The organism is Reyranella sp., from assembly GCF_965279625.1.
Classification (GTDB): domain Bacteria; phylum Pseudomonadota; class Alphaproteobacteria; order Reyranellales; family Reyranellaceae; genus Reyranella.
Window position 1 is genome coordinate 1,819,502 of record NZ_OZ257251.1, and the last position, 16,880, is coordinate 1,836,381.

16 protein-coding genes are annotated in these 16,880 nt (G+C 65.5%); 9 read left to right on the plus strand and 7 right to left on the minus strand.

Annotation, left to right across the window (positions count from 1 at the left end):
* Positions 1 to 23 precede the first annotated feature (23 nt).
* From ACQY78_RS08865 to ACQY78_RS08900, 8 genes are all read left to right on the plus strand, one after another.
* On the plus strand, positions 24 to 1,007 hold the full coding sequence (locus ACQY78_RS08865) for an ABC transporter ATP-binding protein (RefSeq protein ID WP_428684737.1): 984 nt from the start codon (positions 24 to 26) through the stop codon (positions 1,005 to 1,007).
* Positions 1,004 to 2,083, plus strand: a complete 1,080-nt coding sequence (locus ACQY78_RS08870; RefSeq protein WP_428684739.1) for an ABC transporter ATP-binding protein — start codon at positions 1,004 to 1,006, stop codon at positions 2,081 to 2,083. The genes ACQY78_RS08865 and ACQY78_RS08870 overlap by 4 nt, the downstream gene beginning before the upstream one ends.
* On the plus strand, positions 2,080 to 3,597 hold the full coding sequence (locus tag ACQY78_RS08875) for an ABC transporter substrate-binding protein (protein WP_428684741.1): 1,518 nt from the start codon (positions 2,080 to 2,082) through the stop codon (positions 3,595 to 3,597). The genes ACQY78_RS08870 and ACQY78_RS08875 overlap by 4 nt, the downstream gene beginning before the upstream one ends.
* Positions 3,598 to 3,601: 4 nt before the next feature.
* A complete protein-coding gene (locus ACQY78_RS08880) occupies positions 3,602 to 4,543 on the plus strand; it encodes an ABC transporter permease (RefSeq protein ID WP_428684743.1) in 942 nt (313 codons plus the stop codon).
* Between the two features lie 5 nt (positions 4,544 to 4,548).
* The gene (locus ACQY78_RS08885; RefSeq protein ID WP_428684745.1) at positions 4,549 to 5,433 is read left to right on the plus strand and encodes an ABC transporter permease; all 885 of its coding nucleotides are present in this window, start codon (positions 4,549 to 4,551) and stop codon (positions 5,431 to 5,433) included.
* A 164-nt stretch (positions 5,434 to 5,597) separates the two neighbouring features.
* On the plus strand, positions 5,598 to 7,601 hold the full coding sequence (locus ACQY78_RS08890) for an FUSC family protein (protein ID WP_428684747.1): 2,004 nt from the start codon (positions 5,598 to 5,600) through the stop codon (positions 7,599 to 7,601).
* Positions 7,598 to 7,813, plus strand: coding sequence for a DUF1656 domain-containing protein (locus ACQY78_RS08895; RefSeq protein WP_428684749.1), 216 nt, complete (start codon positions 7,598 to 7,600; stop codon positions 7,811 to 7,813). The genes ACQY78_RS08890 and ACQY78_RS08895 overlap by 4 nt, the downstream gene beginning before the upstream one ends.
* Positions 7,810 to 8,715 (plus strand): efflux RND transporter periplasmic adaptor subunit, encoded by a 906-nt coding sequence (locus tag ACQY78_RS08900; RefSeq protein ID WP_428684751.1) that lies wholly within the window; start codon positions 7,810 to 7,812, stop codon positions 8,713 to 8,715. Before ACQY78_RS08895 ends, ACQY78_RS08900 begins: the two co-directional genes overlap by 4 nt.
* A gap of 43 nt (positions 8,716 to 8,758) precedes the next feature.
* Here the strand turns inward: ACQY78_RS08900 and ACQY78_RS08905 are convergent, their stop codons facing one another.
* From ACQY78_RS08905 to ACQY78_RS08920, 4 genes are all read right to left on the minus strand, one after another.
* Positions 8,759 to 9,022, minus strand: a complete 264-nt coding sequence (locus ACQY78_RS08905) for a hypothetical protein (protein WP_428684753.1) — start codon at positions 9,020 to 9,022, stop codon at positions 8,759 to 8,761.
* Between the two features lie 143 nt (positions 9,023 to 9,165).
* Positions 9,166 to 9,732 carry a GNAT family N-acetyltransferase gene (locus ACQY78_RS08910; protein WP_428684755.1) on the minus strand — a complete coding sequence of 189 codons (567 nt, stop codon included), beginning with the start codon at positions 9,730 to 9,732 and terminating at the stop codon, positions 9,166 to 9,168.
* A 14-nt stretch (positions 9,733 to 9,746) separates the two neighbouring features.
* Positions 9,747 to 10,364, minus strand: coding sequence for a GNAT family N-acetyltransferase (locus ACQY78_RS08915; protein ID WP_428684757.1), 618 nt, complete (start codon positions 10,362 to 10,364; stop codon positions 9,747 to 9,749).
* A gap of 1 nt (position 10,365) precedes the next feature.
* A complete protein-coding gene (locus ACQY78_RS08920) occupies positions 10,366 to 11,661 on the minus strand; it encodes a hypothetical protein (protein ID WP_428684759.1) in 1,296 nt (431 codons plus the stop codon).
* A gap of 229 nt (positions 11,662 to 11,890) precedes the next feature.
* On the opposite strand from ACQY78_RS08920, the gene ACQY78_RS08925 reads away from it, so the two are divergent.
* Positions 11,891 to 12,853 (plus strand): LysR family transcriptional regulator, encoded by a 963-nt coding sequence (locus ACQY78_RS08925; protein WP_428684761.1) that lies wholly within the window; start codon positions 11,891 to 11,893, stop codon positions 12,851 to 12,853.
* Here ACQY78_RS08925 and ACQY78_RS08930 read toward each other — a convergent pair.
* Genes ACQY78_RS08930 through ppdK form a run of 3 tightly spaced genes read right to left on the minus strand, consistent with a single transcriptional unit; the run spans position 12,850 to position 16,879 of the window.
* Entirely contained in the window at positions 12,850 to 13,275 is a 426-nt protein-coding gene (locus ACQY78_RS08930) for an HIT family protein (RefSeq protein WP_428684763.1), read from the minus strand. The two genes, ACQY78_RS08925 and ACQY78_RS08930, sit on opposite strands and share 4 nt — an antisense overlap.
* Positions 13,275 to 14,207 carry an ArgK/MeaB family GTPase gene (locus tag ACQY78_RS08935; protein WP_428684765.1) on the minus strand — a complete coding sequence of 311 codons (933 nt, stop codon included), beginning with the start codon at positions 14,205 to 14,207 and terminating at the stop codon, positions 13,275 to 13,277. Before ACQY78_RS08935 ends, ACQY78_RS08930 begins: the two co-directional genes overlap by 1 nt.
* Complete coding sequence (gene ppdK / locus ACQY78_RS08940) at positions 14,204 to 16,879, minus strand: pyruvate, phosphate dikinase (protein WP_428684767.1); 2,676 nt, start codon at positions 16,877 to 16,879, stop codon at positions 14,204 to 14,206. The genes ACQY78_RS08935 and ppdK overlap by 4 nt, the downstream gene beginning before the upstream one ends.
* Position 16,880 lies beyond the last annotated feature (1 nt).

The following is a 16,880-nucleotide window of genomic DNA, read 5'->3' on the forward strand; positions in this document are numbered from 1 at the left end:
ACGAACCTGGCGCTCGCGCGTCGATGAGTGAAGCGCTGCTGGAACTGCGCGGACTGACGGTGGAATTCGCCACCGACGATGGCGTCGTCCATGCCGTCGATAGACTAGACTTGGCGCTGGGCCGTGGCCGGACGCTCGGCCTCGTGGGCGAATCGGGCTGCGGCAAGAGCGTGACGTCGCTCGCAATCATGGGCCTGCTGCCGCCGGAGAATGCGAAGGTAGGCGGCGAGATCGTGTTCGAGGGCCGCGATCTCCTGACCCTGGATGCGCACCTGATCCGCGACATGCGCGGCGCACGGCTCGCCATGATCTTCCAGGAGCCGATGACCTCGCTCAATCCCTCCTACACGATCGGCGACCAGATCATCGAGGCGATCCAGCGGCATCAGGGACTGGACAAGGCGGCGGCGCGAGCTCGCGCCATCGAGGTGCTGAAGCTGGTGCGCATTCCCTCGCCCGAGAAGCGCATCGACGACTATCCGCACAAGCTGTCCGGCGGCATGCGCCAGCGCGCCATGATCGCCATGGCGCTGTCCTGCGGTCCGCAGCTCCTGATTGCCGACGAGCCGACGACGGCGCTCGACGTCACCATCCAGGCCCAGATCCTGGACCTGATGCGCGGCCTGCGCCGCGACACCGGTACCGCCATCATCCTGATCACTCACGATCTCGGCGTCGTGGCGGAAATGGCCGACGACGTGGCCGTGATGTATGCGGGCCAGATCGTCGAGCGCGCCGCCGTGCGCGACCTGTTCGCGCGACCGGAGCATCCCTATACGGTCGGCCTGCTGGGCTCGATCCCGCGTCTCGACGAGAAGCGCGAGCGGCTGCCCTCGATCGAAGGCCGCGTGCCCGACATGACCCGGCCGCCTCCGGGCTGCCGCTTCGCCGCACGCTGCCCCTTCGTCGAGCCGGCGTGCATCGCCGCACCGCCACCTCTTGTGGAGGTCGCGCCGGGCCACCTCTCGCGCTGCCGCCGCGCCCCGCTCTCGCAGGTCCTGGCATGAGCGGAGCTCTGCTCGAGGTTCGGGGGCTTCAGAAACACTTCCCCGTGAAAAGCGGTGCCTTCGGCCTCGTCTCCGGCCACGTCCGCGCGGTCGACGGCGTCGACTTCCATGTCGCTCCCGGCGAAACGCTGGCGATCGTGGGCGAATCGGGCTGCGGCAAGTCGACGGTCGGCCGGCTGGTGCTGCGTCTGCTCGAACCGACGGGCGGCAGCGTGCGCTTCGAAGGCGAGGATCTGCTCAGCCTGTCGCAGGCGCGGATGCGCGCCCAGCGCCGGCACATGCAGGTGATCTTCCAGGATCCCTACGCCTCCCTCAATCCGCGCATGACCGTGGGCGCCATGTTGGGCGAGCCGTTGATGCTGCACGGGCTCGCCGCTTCAGAGTCGGCGCGACGCACGCGCGTCGGCGAGCTGCTGGAACTGGTCGGTCTGCGACCCGAGCATGCACGTCGCTACCCGCACGAATTCTCCGGCGGCCAGCGCCAGCGGCTGGCGATCGCACGTGCTCTCGCCGTCGAGCCGAAGCTGATCGTGGCCGACGAGCCGGTTTCGGCGCTCGACGTCTCGATCCAGGCGCAGGTCGTCAATTTGATGCGATCGCTTCAGGCGCGCTTTGGCCTGGCCTATGTCTTCATCAGCCACGATCTCGCGGTCGTGAAGCATATCGCCGACCGCATCGCCGTAATGTATCTCGGCCAGATCGTGGAGACCGCGACGACCGACGAGCTCTTCCGCAACCCGCGCCATCCCTACACACGCGCATTGCTGTCGGCCGTACCCCTGCCGGACCCGACGGTGGTTCGCGCACGCGCATTGCTGGACGGTGACATTCCGAGCGCGATGAACCCGCCGCCGGGCTGCCGCTTCCATACGCGTTGCCTCTACGCACGCCCGTCCTGCAAGGTCGAGATGCCGGCGCTGGCCGACGACGGCGCGGAGCATGCCACGGCCTGTCCGTGGTGGCCGGAACTGCCGCCTGCGCCCGCGATCGCCGAGGGCACGGGCCAAGACCAAGACCGAATGCGACTGGCCCGCCTGCAGGCGGCGTTTGTCGCTTCTCACACGGAGGCAACATGAAGAAGACGTTTCATCGCCTAACTCTGGCCGCCACGTTCATGGGCCTCGCTTTGTCCGGCGCGGCCGCCCAAAGCAACCTGCGCGTCGGACTCGCCGAGGATCCTGACGTGCTCGACCCGACCTTGGCCCGCACCTATGTCGGCCGCATCGTCTTCTCCTCCATCTGCGACAAGCTGTTCGACATCGACGAGAAGCTCGCCGTCGTGCCGCAGCTCGCGCTCGGCCACGAGACCTCGGCCGATGGCAAGACGGTCACGATCAAGCTGCGGCCGGGCGTCAAGTTCCATGACGGCGAATCGTTCGATGCGGCGGCGGCCAAGTACAGCCTCGAACGCCACCTCAACATGAAGGGCTCGTTCCGCCGGCCCGAGCTCGCTTCCATCGAGTCGATCGAAGTCGTCGATCCCGCCACCGTCAAACTGAACCTGAAGGAGCCGTTCTCGCCGCTGCTGGCGCAGCTTACCGATCGCGCCGGCATGATGGTCTCGCCCAAGGCCGCCGAGGCCGCCGGCGACAAGTTCGGCCTCAAGCCGGTCTGCGCCGGCCCCTACAAGTTCGTCGAGCGGGTCCAGCAGGACCGCATCGTGGTCGAGAAGTTCGCCGACTACTGGAACAAGGACCAGATCTTCATCGACAAGATCACCTACCTGCCGATCACTGACTCGACCGTGCGTCTCGCCAACCTGCGCTCGGGCAGCCTCGAGATGATCGAGCGCGTGCTGGCGACCGACATCAAGACGGTGCGCGACAACCCCAAGCTCAAGCTCGTGACGGCGGTCGAGCTCGGCTACCAGGGCCTGACCATCAACCTGTCCAACGGACCGAAGGCCGATACGCCGCTGGCCAAGGACGCCCGCGTCCGCCAGGCCTTCGAACTGTCGATCGACCGCGACGCGCTGAACCAGGTCGTCTTCAACGGCGAGTTCGTCGTCGGCAACCAATGGATCAACCCGACCAACCCCTACTATCAGCAGGCTTTCCCGGTGCCGAAGCGCGACGTCGCGAAGGCCAAGGCGCTGCTGAAGGAGGCGGGCGTCAGCGGTCGCATGTCGCTCGACCTGATGGTGCCGAACAACCCCGAGACAAGGCAGGTTGCCGAGGTGCTGCAGTCGATGGTCGCGGAGACCGGCTTCGATCTCAAGATCCGCGTCACCGAGTTCGCGACCTCGCTGAAGCAGTCCGAGACCGGCGATTATCAACTCTATCTCATCGGATGGTCGGGCCGCAGCGACCCCGACGGCAATTCCTACATCTTTCACGTCTGCGGCCAGCCGCAGAACAATTCCGGCTATTGTGACAAGGAGGTCGACGCCTGGCACAACGAGGCGCGCATCAAGAGCGACCCTGCGGAGCGCAAGAAGATCTACGAGAAGATCACCGCGAAGTACCTGCCCGAGGGCTCGATCAAGTATCTGTACCATCGTCGCGTCCTGGTCGCGCTGTCCGACAAGGTCGACGGCTACAAGCAGTTGCCCGACGGCCTGATCCGCGTCGTCGGCGTCAAGCTGAAGTAAGACCTTGCTGACCTTCCTCTCCCAGCGGCTGCTGCAGATCATTCCGACGCTGATCCTGGTGTCGATGCTGATCTTCGGTCTGCAGCAGCTCCTGCCGGGTGACCCGGCGCTGATCATGGCGGGGGAGGAGCGCGATCCCAAGGTGCTCGAGGAAATCCGCGAGCAGTACCGGCTGAACGAGCCGATTCCCGTCCAGTATTTCTACTGGATCAAGGGCGTGCTCTCCGGGAACCTGGGCGAGTCGATGCGGCTCAAGAGCTCGGTGTCCTCGCTGGTCGCCGAGAAGCTGCCGGTCACCCTGCAGCTCGCCGCCATGGCGCTGATCGTGGCGCTGGGCATCGGCATCCCGGCCGGCATCATCTCGGCAGTGAAGAAGGACACCGCCTGGGATTATGGAGCCAACATCTTCGCGCTGTGGGGGCTCAGCACGCCCAATTTCTGGCTGGGCATCCTGATGATCTTCCTGTTCTCGGTGACGCTCGGCTGGTTACCGGCCTCGGGCTATGTCCGGCTGGGCGAGGACTGGCGCGCCAGCCTCGCCACGACGGTGATGCCGGCCTTCGTCCTGGGCAACGCCATCGCAGCCGTCCTGATGCGTCATACGCGCAGCGCCATGCTGCAGGCGATGGGCGCCGATTATGTGCGAACGGCCCGCGCCAAGGGCCTCTACGAGAGGCGCGTCGTGCTGAAGCATGCACTGCGCAATGCCATGACACCGGTCATCACCCTGGGCGCCCTCGAGTTCGGTACGCTCCTGTCGGGCGCCGTGCTGACCGAGCAGATCTTCACGATCCCGGGCTTCGGCAAGCTGATCGTCGATTCGGTCTTCAATCGCGACTACGCGGTCGTGCAGGGCGTCGTGCTGGTGACAGCCACGACCTACATCGTGCTGAACCTGGTCGCCGACGTGGCCTACGTGCTCGTCAATCCGCGTCTCCGGGGCTGACCGTCATGACTGCCGCCGCCGCTCCCATCGTTGCCGCCGCAGACGCCCGCGAGGAGAACCCATGGGCCCGCGCCTGGCGCCGGCTCAAGCGGCGCAAGGGCGCGATGTTCGGTTTGGTCGTCGTGGTGCTGTTCGTCCTGATCGCGATCCTGGCGCCGCTGATCTCGCCCTATGATCCGATCGCCACCAGCTTCACTCAGGTTCGCAAGCCGCCCTCCTGGGCCCATTGGCTGGGTACCGACGAAGTCGGCCGCGACGTACTCACCCGTATCATCTGGGGCGCCCGCGCCTCGCTCAGCGCCGGGCTCGTGTCGGTGGGCATCGCGCTGGGCATCGGAGTGCCGCTCGGCCTGCTGGCGGGCTATGCCGGCGGCTGGGTCGATGCCGTCCTGTCGCGCATCGTCGACGCGATGCTGGCGATTCCGTTTCTAATCCTGGCGATCGCGCTGGCAGCCTTCCTGGGACCGAGCCTCACCAACGCGATGATCGCAATCGGGGTCACCGCCACGCCTGTCTTCATCCGTCTGACCCGCGGCCAGACGATCGCCGCTAGGGTCGAGGACTATGTCGAGGCGGCGCGCGCCGTCGGCAATCCGCACTGGCGCATCGCGTTGCGCCATGTCCTGCCCAACATCGTGCCACCGCTGCTGGTGCAGGCCTCGCTCGCCATAGCCGGCGCGATCATCGCCGAGGCGGCGCTCTCGTTCCTGGGCCTCGGTCAGCAGCCGCCGTCGCCCTCCTGGGGAAGCATGCTGAACTCCGCCCAGCGCTTCATCGCCCAGGCGCCTTGGATGGCTTTCTGGCCGGGCTTCGCGATCTTCTTCGCCGTCCTGTCGTTCAATCTGCTGGGCGACGGCCTGCGCGACGCACTCGATCCCCGGCATAAATAGCTGGGCGCTGTGCGCCCTTCCGGGTGAACGATCCCTATACGAAGGTATATCGACACCAGACGAAGAGGCATCGCCGGACAACCTTCGTAGTCTTGGCCGCTTGATGCCGTCTCGGCGATGCTGGCGGCACCCGAGGCACAGGCCCCGGCTTCGCTGGTTCGAGAATGCCCACACTCCTCTCCCAAGCTCTTCGCGCTTCAAGTGCGCCACTTTTCTTCGGCTTGCGCCTCTGGGCTGCCGTCTGCCTCGCGCTGTTCGTCGCATTCTGGCTTGAACTCGACAACGCGTCGTGGGCCGGGACGACGGCGGCCCTGGTCTGCCAACCGCGGCTGGGCGCCTCCATGCGGAACGGCTGGTTCCGCGTGGTCGGCACCGTGGTCGGCGCCGCGGCCATCGTCCTGCTCTCGGCTGCCTTCCCGCAGGATCGAGCCGCCTTCCTGATCGGGCTGGCGCTCCTGTGCGGCGCATCTGCCTTCGTGGCCGCGCAGCTCGGCAATGCTTCAGCGCTTTCGGCTTCGCTGGTCGGAGCGACGGCGGCCATCGTAGCGGGCGCCGAACTCGGGGCCGTCGGCGGGCCAAATGGCCAAGCGTTCATGCTGGCGGTCGGCAGAGCGACCGAAATCTGCATCGGCGTCGTCGCGGCCGGCATCGTGCTGGCTTCGACTCATGTCGGCGTGGCATCGCATCGACTGCTGGAGCAGATCTCCGGCATCGCCGACGAGATCCGGTCTCACGTGTCGAACACGCTGGCAAATGCCGGGGGTGTGCTTCCCGATTCGCAGATGGTGCGGCGCGATCTCGCCCGCAGGGTCATAGGCCTGAACGCGCAGATCGACGAGGCCATCGGCGAGTCGTGGCAGGTCCGCTACAACGCGCCCCTGCTGCGGCGAGCGCTGGAAGGTCTGCTTCAGGCACTCATGAGCTGGCGCATTCTTGCTCTGCGCCTCTCCGCCCTGCCGAGCGAGGTCGCAGGCCAGCAGGCGGGGCGGGTCCTCCAGCTGGCGCCCCCGTTCGCACCGGCGGGCGCTCAGCCTGCGGCTGTCGCGGCCGCGAGCCCAGATCGAAGCGTGTATGCCGCTACCGCTCGAGCGCTGCTTCGTGAGCCGGCGGCCACCCCGTCCATGAGGCTTCTCGCGGACGAAACAGCCAAGATCACGGCGGGCTTCTGCCGGATGCTCGATGGTCTTTCCCTGCTGCGGGACGGACGGGTACCGCTTATCTCGACGCGAACCCGTCGACGGGCTCCATCGGACATGCTGCCGGGGCTGATTGCAGCCCTCCGCTCCTTTTCCGTGGTCCTGATCGCGGCGGCCCTCTGGATTGCCACGGCATGGCCGAACGGATCGACGGCGATCGTCTGGGCGGCGCTGGCAACGGTCATCTTCGCGGCCGCCGGCGACGAATCCTTCACACGCGTGTCGGGCTGGGCGCTGGGAACGGGAATGGCCGCGGGGTTCGCGGCGGTAACGGCGTTCGCCATTCTCCCGAACGTCCACAGCTTTGTTGGACTGAGCCTCGTCCTCGGACTCTATCTGGTTCCTGCGGGCGCGCTCAGTTACCTGCCGCTGAAGCCGGCCATGTTTGGAGCAATGGCGACTCTCTTCGTGCCGCTGCTCAACCCGGAAAACCAGATGTCCTACAATACGCTGCAATTCTACAACGCGGCGATGGCCGTCGTGGTGGGCTGCTGCATCGGCGCGACGTCCTACCTGATCCTCCCTCCCGTTTCGCCGGCCATCCGGATGCGCAGGCTTCTCCGCCTCACCCTCCGGGACTTTCGGTCGCTGTGCCGGCTCGACGCGGACGCGTCGCGCGACGACTGGGAATCGCTGATGTACGGCAGACTGGCCGCCATCCCTGATTCGGCGACACCGCAGCAACGCTCGGAGATTCTGGCCGCACTCTCGCTTGGCCTCACCCTGATCCGGCTGCGGCGCACACTTCGCTCCGTCCCGTTGAAATCCGAACTTGGCGCCGCCTTGGCACCGCTCGCTCGTGGGGATGTCGCCATTGCGCGCGATGGTCTCCGGAGGATCGACGTGGCCCTTGCGAGACGGGCCTCAGCGCTCGGACGCGCGCCCGCCGATCGCACGCGCGGATTGCTGCAGGTGATGGACGACGGTCTGGCGCAGCATGCCACCTACTTTAGCGGGGAATCTCTCCAATGACTTTCAGCGAAGTGAACATCTTCGGAGTCTACGTCGCGCCGATATCGGTGATGATGCTCATGGCATGGCTGGCGACGCTGCTGTTGCGCTGGTTGTTGACGGCCGGCGGACTATTGCGCCACGTCTGGCATCCTTCCTTGTTCGCCTTTTCGCTTTTTCTCATCGTCCTGTCGCTCATGGTCCTGAGCGCGCCTGTGGTGCGGGGGGCATGATGCCGACACGTTTCACACAGATCGTTCGCATCGGTGCGACCCTCGTTGTTGTGGCAGTGGCGGCAGCACTGTCCTGGGCGATGTGGAGGGAATACATGGGGACGCCCTGGACGCGCGATGGCGTGGTGCGCAGCTACGTCGTGACGATGGCTCCACAGGTAGCCGGGCAGATCGTCAACGTTGCAGCCCGTGACAACCAGTTCGTGCACAAGGGCGATGTGCTCGTCACCATCGATCCGACGAACTATCGGATCGCCGTGGAACTGGCCGAGGCTGCGGTGAAGCAGGCCGAGGTAAATGCGCAGAATGCGAATACCCAGTCGGATCGGCGCGCGAGGTTGAGCGCAGAGGCCGTTTCGAAAGAAGAGCAGCAGACTTTCGCAACCCGTGCCCTGGCCAACCAGGCCCAGTACCAGCAGGCAATCGCGAATCTCCAGCAGGCGAAGATCAATCTCGAACGGACACAGATCCGATCGCCCGTGGACGGGTGGGTCACCAATCTGCTCGTTCAGCTCGGCGACTATGCCACGACCGGTGTCAATGTCGTGTCGGTCGTCGATGCCAACTCCTTCTGGGTCGACGCCTATTTCGAGGAGCCGCAACTTGCGCGCATTCGAGAGGGTGCCCCGGTACGCATGCAATTGATGGGCTACGACAAGCTCATGCTCGGTGAGGTGGAGAGCATCGCACGAGGTATCAATGTCGCAAATGCGAAGCCGGACCAACTTGGCCTTGCGATCGTCAACCCGATCTTCACGTGGGTTCGTCTAGCCCAGCGGGTGCCGGTACGCATCCGCATATCGCACGTCCCGCAAGGAGTTCTGCTCGTCGCAGGTCTGACGGCAACGGTCGAAGTAGGGTCGACGCCGCCAGGCCGCGACCAGAGCGGCGGATCGAAGTGAGATCGCTATGTAAGGCGCGTCCTGCCTCGGCAACCGGAGGCGTCTAGTTGGGCCGCGATGTATCCACGAGGCTGAAGGCCGGCACGCCGCTGGTCAGCGTCGTGACCCTCTCCTCGACGAGGAGCTGGGATACGGCGAGGAAATGCACGAGTTCGCCGTCTCCGAGCCGCTCGGCCTCCTCGATCATTTCCCGCACCCCATGCCACACCCGAAACAACACCGCCGCCCGCTGCTTCTCCGAAAGCGGCGCACGTCCGCGCCGCCGCCGACTACTCGGTTCGACGATGATCTCGAATGCATCCGTCATATTTACCCGCCTCGCATCCCACGTTCGGGACGTCGCTCCCCTGCTCCCGGCGAATCACCGGTCGGTACAGCCTACCCGAAAAATCCGGGCTGGCGAGAGCGATCGGGCGTGATGTCCTTCCGACCTTCGTTGGGGGCGACCGCTCAGCGGCGGTCGCCGCCCACCGGCAGGCCCGACGTGTCGATCTGCGGCTCGTTGCGCAGGACGACCTGGTCAGGCGCCTCGGCTTCCGGCAACGGCTTGCTCGGATCAACCGGCCGAACCATCGCCACAACGCGCTTCGGTCCCTTTCCGGCGTCGTCGGCATCCAAGCGCCGCCAGCCGTGCTTTTCCCAGTATTTTACGTCCTGCGGCAGAGCCTGGGTGTAGAGCGTGCTGGCGCCTCGGCTTTCCGCAAGCTCGCGGCAGCGCTCGATGAGGAGTTGGCCGATGCCATTGCCACGGAAGCGCTGCATCACCGCCAGCCGCTCGGGCATTGCGAAGGACTTGAACCAGCGCAGCCGAACGGCGCCCACCGGCTCTTCGCCGAGGCAGGCGAGGATGTGCGTGGCCCCGAAATCGTGACCGTCGAATTCCTCCGAGTAGGGAATGTCCTGTTCGCCGATGAAGCAGGCGGCGCGTACGGCAAAGGCCTGCAACGAATCTTCCATCTTCATGGCAAGCTTGATGGCCACGGCCTGGCCGCCGACCGAAATCGTCTTGTCGCTCATCTGTGTCACTCCCTTCAGCTCGCGCGCCGCTCGGTCCAACCCGCGTGGGGATTGGAGGCTCCCCGCTCCATCGACTCCTCCAGGATACCCGGCGCGTCCAGCTGGTCCTCCGGACGATTCAGCACCATCGGATCCGTGGTCACGCTCGGAGCATCCTCTCCGACATCGAGGTCGCAGGCGAACGCACCGTATTCGTGGTCGGAGAAGTGGAACACCTTGTCGTCGACCTTGCGGAAGCCGTCCTTCTCGAAGATCGGCCACAGGCGCCGCTGACCGTGCAGGTAGGCCTTGGGATAGCCCTTCTTGCGACAGAACTCCTTGGCCCAGTGGACGAACGGCAGAAACAGGCCGTACGACCGGTATCGCTTCAGGATGATGGCCCGCTCGAGCTTGGCGAAGCCCGAAAACCAGCGCACACGAATGGACGCGGCCGGCTCGCCGTCGACATACAGGATGAGATGACTGGCCGTGTAGTCGTTGCCGTCATACTCCTCCCAGTAGGGGCACTGCTGCTCGCCCATGAACACGGCGGCGCGCAGCATGAAGCACTGCATCATCTCGTCGGACGTCGATGCAAGCTTGATGGTGATCTCGGGCCGGTTGCCCAGGTCTCCGGTCGGTTGTTCGGTCATCTCAGTTCCCCTCGGTCAAAACGCCATTGTCATTGCGGAAGCATCGGCCTCCCTCCGAAATTATCGGAAGATTCTGTGAAATCTGATCAAGCACATCGGTCACGATCGGGGGCGTCATGCCCTTTGCGCCGCGGCGGATGGCGGTTGCCGAAACCTGGTCGCGGCGCAGGATGCACCAGGGATAGATCCAGCCGCATTCGTCGGCGATCTGGCGCACCAGCATGCCGCCGAAATCGGTGCCATGGATGACGTGCAGCCGAACACCGGGGTGGCGCCGCCTGATCTCGGCGATCACGCCCTGAAAGCCCTTGGCGTAGTAGATGTCGGAATAGACAGCGACCTCGACCTTGTCGGCCATACCGGCCTCCGCCAGCGCCAGCTCGATCAGCGCGACGCGCGTTTCCGGCGGCAGGAAGACGTTTCCCGTCGGAAAGTAGTCGACGTTGGAATCTGCCTTGTCGGTCTTCTCGTAGATCTGGAAACCATCCTTCAACCGGCCGACGCGAATCTCTCCCTTGCGGAACGCATCGACGTGCAGCTTCGGAATCAGCACGGGATGGATGATGACCTTGTCCAGGCCACGCTGCTCGATGGCTGTCCGGAGCAAGGCGAGATGGCTGTTGTGGAAGGGATTGTACGTGCCGAAGAACAGCCCGATGCCGCCCTTCGGCGCCGCCACCGAGCGGATGTCCGACAGCAGGCCGACGACGAACAAGGCGCCGCCCAGGCCGAACCCGAGGAACAGGAAGGCCTCGCGGGCCCCCGGTGCACCCGCCGTGCCCAGGCCGGCCAGGGTGACGTTGATCAGGATTCCGACCAGAGTGTTGCGATTCGCGTCGCCGACGCCTCGCGCGACGAGGTAGCCGCCGAGATACTGCGTGCCCTGTGACGCCAGGGTCGTGACAAGCGCCGCACCGACAACGCCGCCCACGGACGCCATCCCGAGCTGGTTGAGCGCACCCCCCCATAACATCAGCCAGAACATCACCAGGTTGAACGCCAACTGTGGGATGAACCGCCCAAGCCGGCCGGCCGTTACGAAGCCGAACTGGTTGTTGGCCCATAATTCAGCTTTGTTACTGAGCTTGGCGTAGCTCGGCAGGAATACCCCGACGAAGATTGACACGCTGACCAGCAGGGGGTTAGCCCAACTGCCGTGCGCAAACGCATAGCTCAAGTACGTTAAAAGTCCGCCAAAAGCGGCCATGCGAGTCGATGGACTGCGCAGATAACGGCTGATTTGGCCGGCGCGAACGCTTACCGGCGTTGATTTTCCGTCAGAGCCGATAGCGGCCACGGGCAGCACTCCTGTCTCGTTGCGAGCGACAATCCCGATACATACAACCGAAAAATCGACCCGCGAATACGCGAACTGGGGGTCCCGAAGGGTCCGTAGGGGTCCGAGGAGCGGCCTACCCCCCTAAAAGTAAGACAAAAACGACATTTCACTGAGAATGGTGTACGGTAAAGCACCGCGCTCGCGTCAGATATGCATGAGCGCAACTCTAATTGTATCGATTGTCGCCATGGTTGCCCTCCCTCCGCGCAAGAACAAGGTGCCGAATATCCTCGGCGACTGGGACGATGTGCGATTCTTCCTCGCAGTTGCGAAAACCGGAAGTTTCAGCGCGGCGGCGACCCAGTTGAACACCAAGCAGACGACCGTCGGGCGCCGGATCCAGGCGCTCGAGCGTCGCCTGGGCGCCAAGTTGTTCGACCGTCATCGTCACGGCATGGAAGTCACGCCCGCCGCCCGCGGCGTGCTTTCACAGGCCGAATCGATGATGTCCAACGCCACGGCGATCGAGCGGCATCTTGCCGGGCTCGACCGGGAGATGGCCGGAATAGTGCGCATCGCCGCGACTGAAGGCATTGCCGCCCACTGGCTGGTGCCGCGCCTCGGCGTGTTGCGCCGCAGCCATCCCGACATCATCGTGCAGGTGATCGCCGGCGACCAGGTCCTGGACCTCGCCACCCGCCAGGCCGACCTCGCCATCCGCTTCTTCCGCCCTACGTCGAACCAGCTGGTCGCGGCGCGCGTCGGCCAGGTCAACATGTCGATCTTCGCCGCCCCGTCCTACATCGAGCAGTATGGCCTGCCGCAGACACTGGACGACATGCGCGATCACCATATCGTCGACCACACCACGCTGCACAGCCTGCCGGCCATGAAGCCGTGGAGCGAGGTGGTCGAGCGCAGCACCTCTGTTGTCCTGCGCACCAACTCCTCCTATGCCGCCATGGAAGCGGTACAGACCGGATACGGTATCTCGGTGTTTCCCGACTACATCGCCAAGTCGTCAAACTTGGTCGCGGCACCGATCGATCTCAGGATCGTCCGCGACATCTGGCTGGTCAGCCACGAAGAGACCAACAAGGGCGCGCGCATCCGCACCGTGATCGACTATGTGCGCGACCAGTTCCGCCAGGACGAGCGCGAGTGGTTTTCCACGACGCCGCGCAGCAGCAGGTCGATGGCGGCCGCCTAGAGGGCGGCCTTCAATCTCGCGCAGATCGCCTCAATCTCGACCTTGTCGCCGGGCGTGTAGGTCCAATTGAGCCGGACCTTGTCGCCGGGATAGCGCGGCAGGATGTGGACATGGAGATGGGGCACGCTCTGCCCGGCTCCCACACCGTTGGACTGCAACAGGTTGACGCCGCTTGGTCCGAGTGCGGTCATTGCCGCCTTCGCCACGCGCTGCGCCGTCTTTGCGACGACAGCCAATATCTCAGGTGGAATGACGTCGATGGTGGGCCAGTGGCCCTTGGCAACGGCCAGAGCATGGCCGGGATTGACCGGATTGATGTCCATGAAGGCGATGGTCGCCTCGTCCTCGAACAGCTTGAAGCAGGGGATCTGCCCCGCCACGATCTTGCAAAAGATGCAGCTTTCGTCGGTCGGATGGCTCATCACGGTCTCTCCAGGGCAACGCCGATTTCGCGCAGCCGCTGAAAGGGCTGCATGCCGGGCGCCAACGTGAGATCAAGCCCCAGCCGGCCGAGCCTGGCAATGCCGTCGCGGCCAAACCGGTCGCGCAGTGACTGAGCGACCCAGCCTTCGCTCTGGTGATGACGTGCCACCGCCAAACGCCCCTCTACTGCCAGGAAGTCCCTGTGCGCCTCGAGCGCCTCCATGAGCCGGTCGACGCCTGCACCGCTGCGCGACGACGCGGCCAGCACCTTCACCGGCCAGTCGCTGCCGCCGCCCGCGGTGGCGAGGGACAGCGCGCCCGACACGTCTGCGCGCGCCCGTTCGGCCGCGGCACCCATGTCCGCCTTGGTGACCACGACCAAGTGCGGAATCTCGACGATGCCCGCTTTCATGAACTGCAGCGAATCGCCCGAGCCGGGCTGGACGCAGAACAACACCGTATCGGCCACGCCCGCCACGTCGGTCTCGGACTGTCCCACGCCGACCGTCTCGATCAGCACGCGATCGAACAGCGCCCGCATGACGACCATGGCCGCCAGCGTCTGGTCGGCCAGCCCGCCCAGGCGATCGCGGGCGGCCATCGAGCGTACGAAGCTGCCCTCGTCAGACCCGTCATGGGCGATGCGTACGCGGTCGCCCAAGAGAGCGCCGCCGCTGGTGCGCGACGAGGGGTCGACGGCGATCACGCCGACGGTCTTGCCCGACCGCCGCCACGCCGCAACCACGGCTGCGCAAAGCGAGGATTTGCCGACGCCCGGCGGGCCGGTGACGCCCACGACATGGGCCCGCGGTTCGCGCCAGGCCGCGTCGAGCAGCGCCTGCGAGGTCGCGCTTTCCGGATCACGCTCCAGGCCGGCAAGAGCGGCGGCCAGCGCCCGCTTGCCGTCCGTGCGGAGCGCCGCCAGCGTCATTCGGTCTTGAGCGGGCCGCCCAGCGCCGCCTGCGCCGCCGCCAGCCGCGCGATCGGCACGCGGTAGGGCGAACAGGAGACATAGTCGAGGCCGGCCTTGTGGCAGAAGAACACCGAGGCCGGATCGCCGCCATGCTCGCCGCAGATGCCGAGCTTCAGGCTGTTGCGCACCTTGCGGCCGCGCTCCGTCGCGATCTCGATCAGCTCGCCCACGCCCTCGATGTCGAGCGAGGCGAACGGATCGTGCTCGAAAATCCCGCGCTGCTGGTACTTCTCCAGGAACGAAGCAGAATCGTCGCGGCTCAGGCCGAACGTGGTCTGCGTCAGGTCGTTGGTGCCGAAGGAGAAAAACTCGGCCGACTCGGCGATGTCGCCGGCCCGCAGCGCGGCACGCGGCAACTCGATCATGGTGCCGACCAGATACTCGAGCTTCTGGCCCGACGAGCTGCTCACTTCCTCGGCGACCTGGTCGATCACGACCTTCATCAGGTCGAGCTCCTTCTTGGTCGCGACCAGCGGGATCATGATTTCCGGGATGACGGTCTTGCCCGCCTTCTTCTGGACTTCCGCCACGGCCTCGAAGATGGCGCGGGCCTGCATCTCGTAGATCTCGGGATAGGAAATGCCGAGACGCACGCCGCGATGCCCGAGCATGGGATTGAACTCATGCAGCTTGTTGGCGCGCTCCTCGATCTCCTTCACGTCGACACCGAGGTCCTTGGCCACGACCTCCATCTCCGCGGCCGTCTTCGGCAGGAATTCGTGCAGCGGCGGGTCGAGCAGGCGGATCGTGACGGGCAGGCCCGCCATGATCTCGAACAGCTCGACGAAATCCTGGCGCTGCATCGGCTGGATCTTCGCCAAGGCCGCGCGCCGGCTCTTCTCGTCGTCGGCCAGGATCATCTCGCGTACCGCCACGATGCGATCGCCTTCGAAGAACATATGCTCGGTGCGGCAGAGGCCGATGCCCTCGGCGCCGAACTTGCGCGCCTGGGCGGCGTCGGTCGGCGTCTCGGCGTTGGTACGAATGCCGAGCTTGCGGAACTCGTCGGCCCATTCCATGAGCTGGGAGAAGTCGCCGCTGAGCTCCGGCTGCACGGTCGGCACGACGCCGAGAATGATCTCGCCGGTGCTGCCGTCGAGCGTGATTGTGTCGCCTGTCTTCACCACCGTGCCGCGCACGCTGAGGGTGCCGGCCTTGCCGTCGATGCGCACGTCGCCGGCGCCCGCGACACAGGGCTTGCCCATGCCGCGCGCGACCACGGCGGCGTGGCTGGTCATGCCGCCGGTCGAGGTCAGGATGCCCTCCGCGGCATGCATGCCGTGGATGTCTTCCGGGCTGGTCTCGCGACGCACCAGGATCACCTTCTCTCCCGTGCGCGCCTGCTTCTCGGCATCGTCGGCACTGAACACGACCTTGCCCGAGGCCGCACCCGGCGACGCCGGCAGCCCCTTGGCGATCACCTTGCGGGGCGCCTTGGGATCGAGCGTCGGATGCAGGAGCTGATCGAGCGACGCCGGCACGATGCGCGACACGGCCTCGCGCTTGTCGATCAATCCCTCGTGGACCATGTCGACGGCGATCTTGAGGGCCGCCTTCGCGGTGCGCTTGCCGTTACGCGTTTGCAGCATATAGAGCTTGCCGCGCTGAACGGTGAACTCGATGTCCTGCATGTCGTGATAGTGCTGCTCGAGCCGCTGGCGCACGCTGTCGAGCTGCTTGAACACTTCCGGCATGACCTCTTCCATGGCCGGCGCATCGGACTTCTGGGCGAGCTTGCCCTGCACAGTGAGGTGCTGCGGCGTGCGGATGCCCGCGACCACGTCCTCGCCCTGTGCGTTCACGAGATACTCGCCGTAGAACAGGTTGGTGCCGGTCGAAGGATCGCGCGTGAAGGCGACGCCGGTGGCGCAATCCTCGCCCATGTTGCCGAAGACCATGGCCTGCACGTTGACCGCGGTGCCCCAGCTTTCGGGGATCGCATGCAGGCGACGGTAGGTGATCGCCCGTTGGTTCATCCACGAGTCGAACACCGCGCCGACGGCCCCCCACAGCTGCTCGCGCGGCTCCTGGGGGAACGGCCTGCCAGTACGCTTCTCAACCAGCTTCTTGTATTCGGCCACGATCGCCCGCCAGTCGGCGGCCTTGAGGTCGGTGTCCATGGAGACGCCGAGATCCTCTTTCTTGATCTCCAGCGCTTCCTCGAAATAGTGATGGCCGACGTCGAGCACGACGTTGGAGTACATCTGGATGAAGCGGCGGTAGCTGTCCCAGGCGAAGCGCTCGTCGCCCGACGAGTTGGCGAGCCCCAGGACGGTCTTGTCGTTGAGGCCGAGGTTCAGCACCGTGTCCATCATGCCGGGCATCGAGGCACGCGCGCCGGAGCGGACCGAAACCAGGAGCGGATTGGCCGGATCGCCGAACTTCGTGCCGACGACCCTCTCCACCTCGGCGAGCGCCTTCTCCACCTCGTCCTTGAGTTCGGGCGGGTAGGTCTTCTTGTTGTCGTAGAAGTGGGTGCAGAGCTCGGTGGTGATGGTGAAGCCCGGTGGCACCGGGAGCCCGAGGCTCGACATCTCGGCCAGGTTGGCGCCCTTGCCGCCCAGCAAATTGCGCATGTCGGCACGGCCCTCGGCCTTGCCGTCCCCGAAACTGTAGACCCACTTGGCCATT

What these genes read in the sequence shown, in the direction of transcription:
- ACQY78_RS08865 (WP_428684737.1), top strand. Translation starts at nt 24, where the DNA reads ATGAGTGAAGCGCTGCTGGAACTGCGCGGACTGACGGTGGAATTCGCC.
- ACQY78_RS08870 (WP_428684739.1), top strand. Translation starts at nt 1,004, where the DNA reads ATGAGCGGAGCTCTGCTCGAGGTTCGGGGGCTTCAGAAACACTTCCCC.
- ACQY78_RS08875 (WP_428684741.1), top strand. Translation starts at nt 2,080, where the DNA reads ATGAAGAAGACGTTTCATCGCCTAACTCTGGCCGCCACGTTCATGGGC.
- ACQY78_RS08885 (WP_428684745.1), top strand. Translation starts at nt 4,549, where the DNA reads ATGACTGCCGCCGCCGCTCCCATCGTTGCCGCCGCAGACGCCCGCGAG.
- ACQY78_RS08890 (WP_428684747.1), top strand. Translation starts at nt 5,598, where the DNA reads ATGCCCACACTCCTCTCCCAAGCTCTTCGCGCTTCAAGTGCGCCACTT.
- ACQY78_RS08895 (WP_428684749.1), top strand. Translation starts at nt 7,598, where the DNA reads ATGACTTTCAGCGAAGTGAACATCTTCGGAGTCTACGTCGCGCCGATA.
- ACQY78_RS08900 (WP_428684751.1), top strand. Translation starts at nt 7,810, where the DNA reads ATGATGCCGACACGTTTCACACAGATCGTTCGCATCGGTGCGACCCTC.
- ACQY78_RS08905 (WP_428684753.1), bottom strand. Translation starts at nt 9,022, where the DNA reads ATGACGGATGCATTCGAGATCATCGTCGAACCGAGTAGTCGGCGGCGG.
- ACQY78_RS08910 (WP_428684755.1), bottom strand. Translation starts at nt 9,732, where the DNA reads ATGAGCGACAAGACGATTTCGGTCGGCGGCCAGGCCGTGGCCATCAAG.
- ACQY78_RS08915 (WP_428684757.1), bottom strand. Translation starts at nt 10,364, where the DNA reads ATGACCGAACAACCGACCGGAGACCTGGGCAACCGGCCCGAGATCACC.
- ACQY78_RS08925 (WP_428684761.1), top strand. Translation starts at nt 11,891, where the DNA reads ATGGTTGCCCTCCCTCCGCGCAAGAACAAGGTGCCGAATATCCTCGGC.
- ACQY78_RS08930 (WP_428684763.1), bottom strand. Translation starts at nt 13,275, where the DNA reads ATGAGCCATCCGACCGACGAAAGCTGCATCTTTTGCAAGATCGTGGCG.
- ACQY78_RS08935 (WP_428684765.1), bottom strand. Translation starts at nt 14,207, where the DNA reads ATGACGCTGGCGGCGCTCCGCACGGACGGCAAGCGGGCGCTGGCCGCC.
- ppdK (WP_428684767.1), bottom strand. Translation starts at nt 16,879, where the DNA reads ATGGCCAAGTGGGTCTACAGTTTCGGGGACGGCAAGGCCGAGGGCCGT.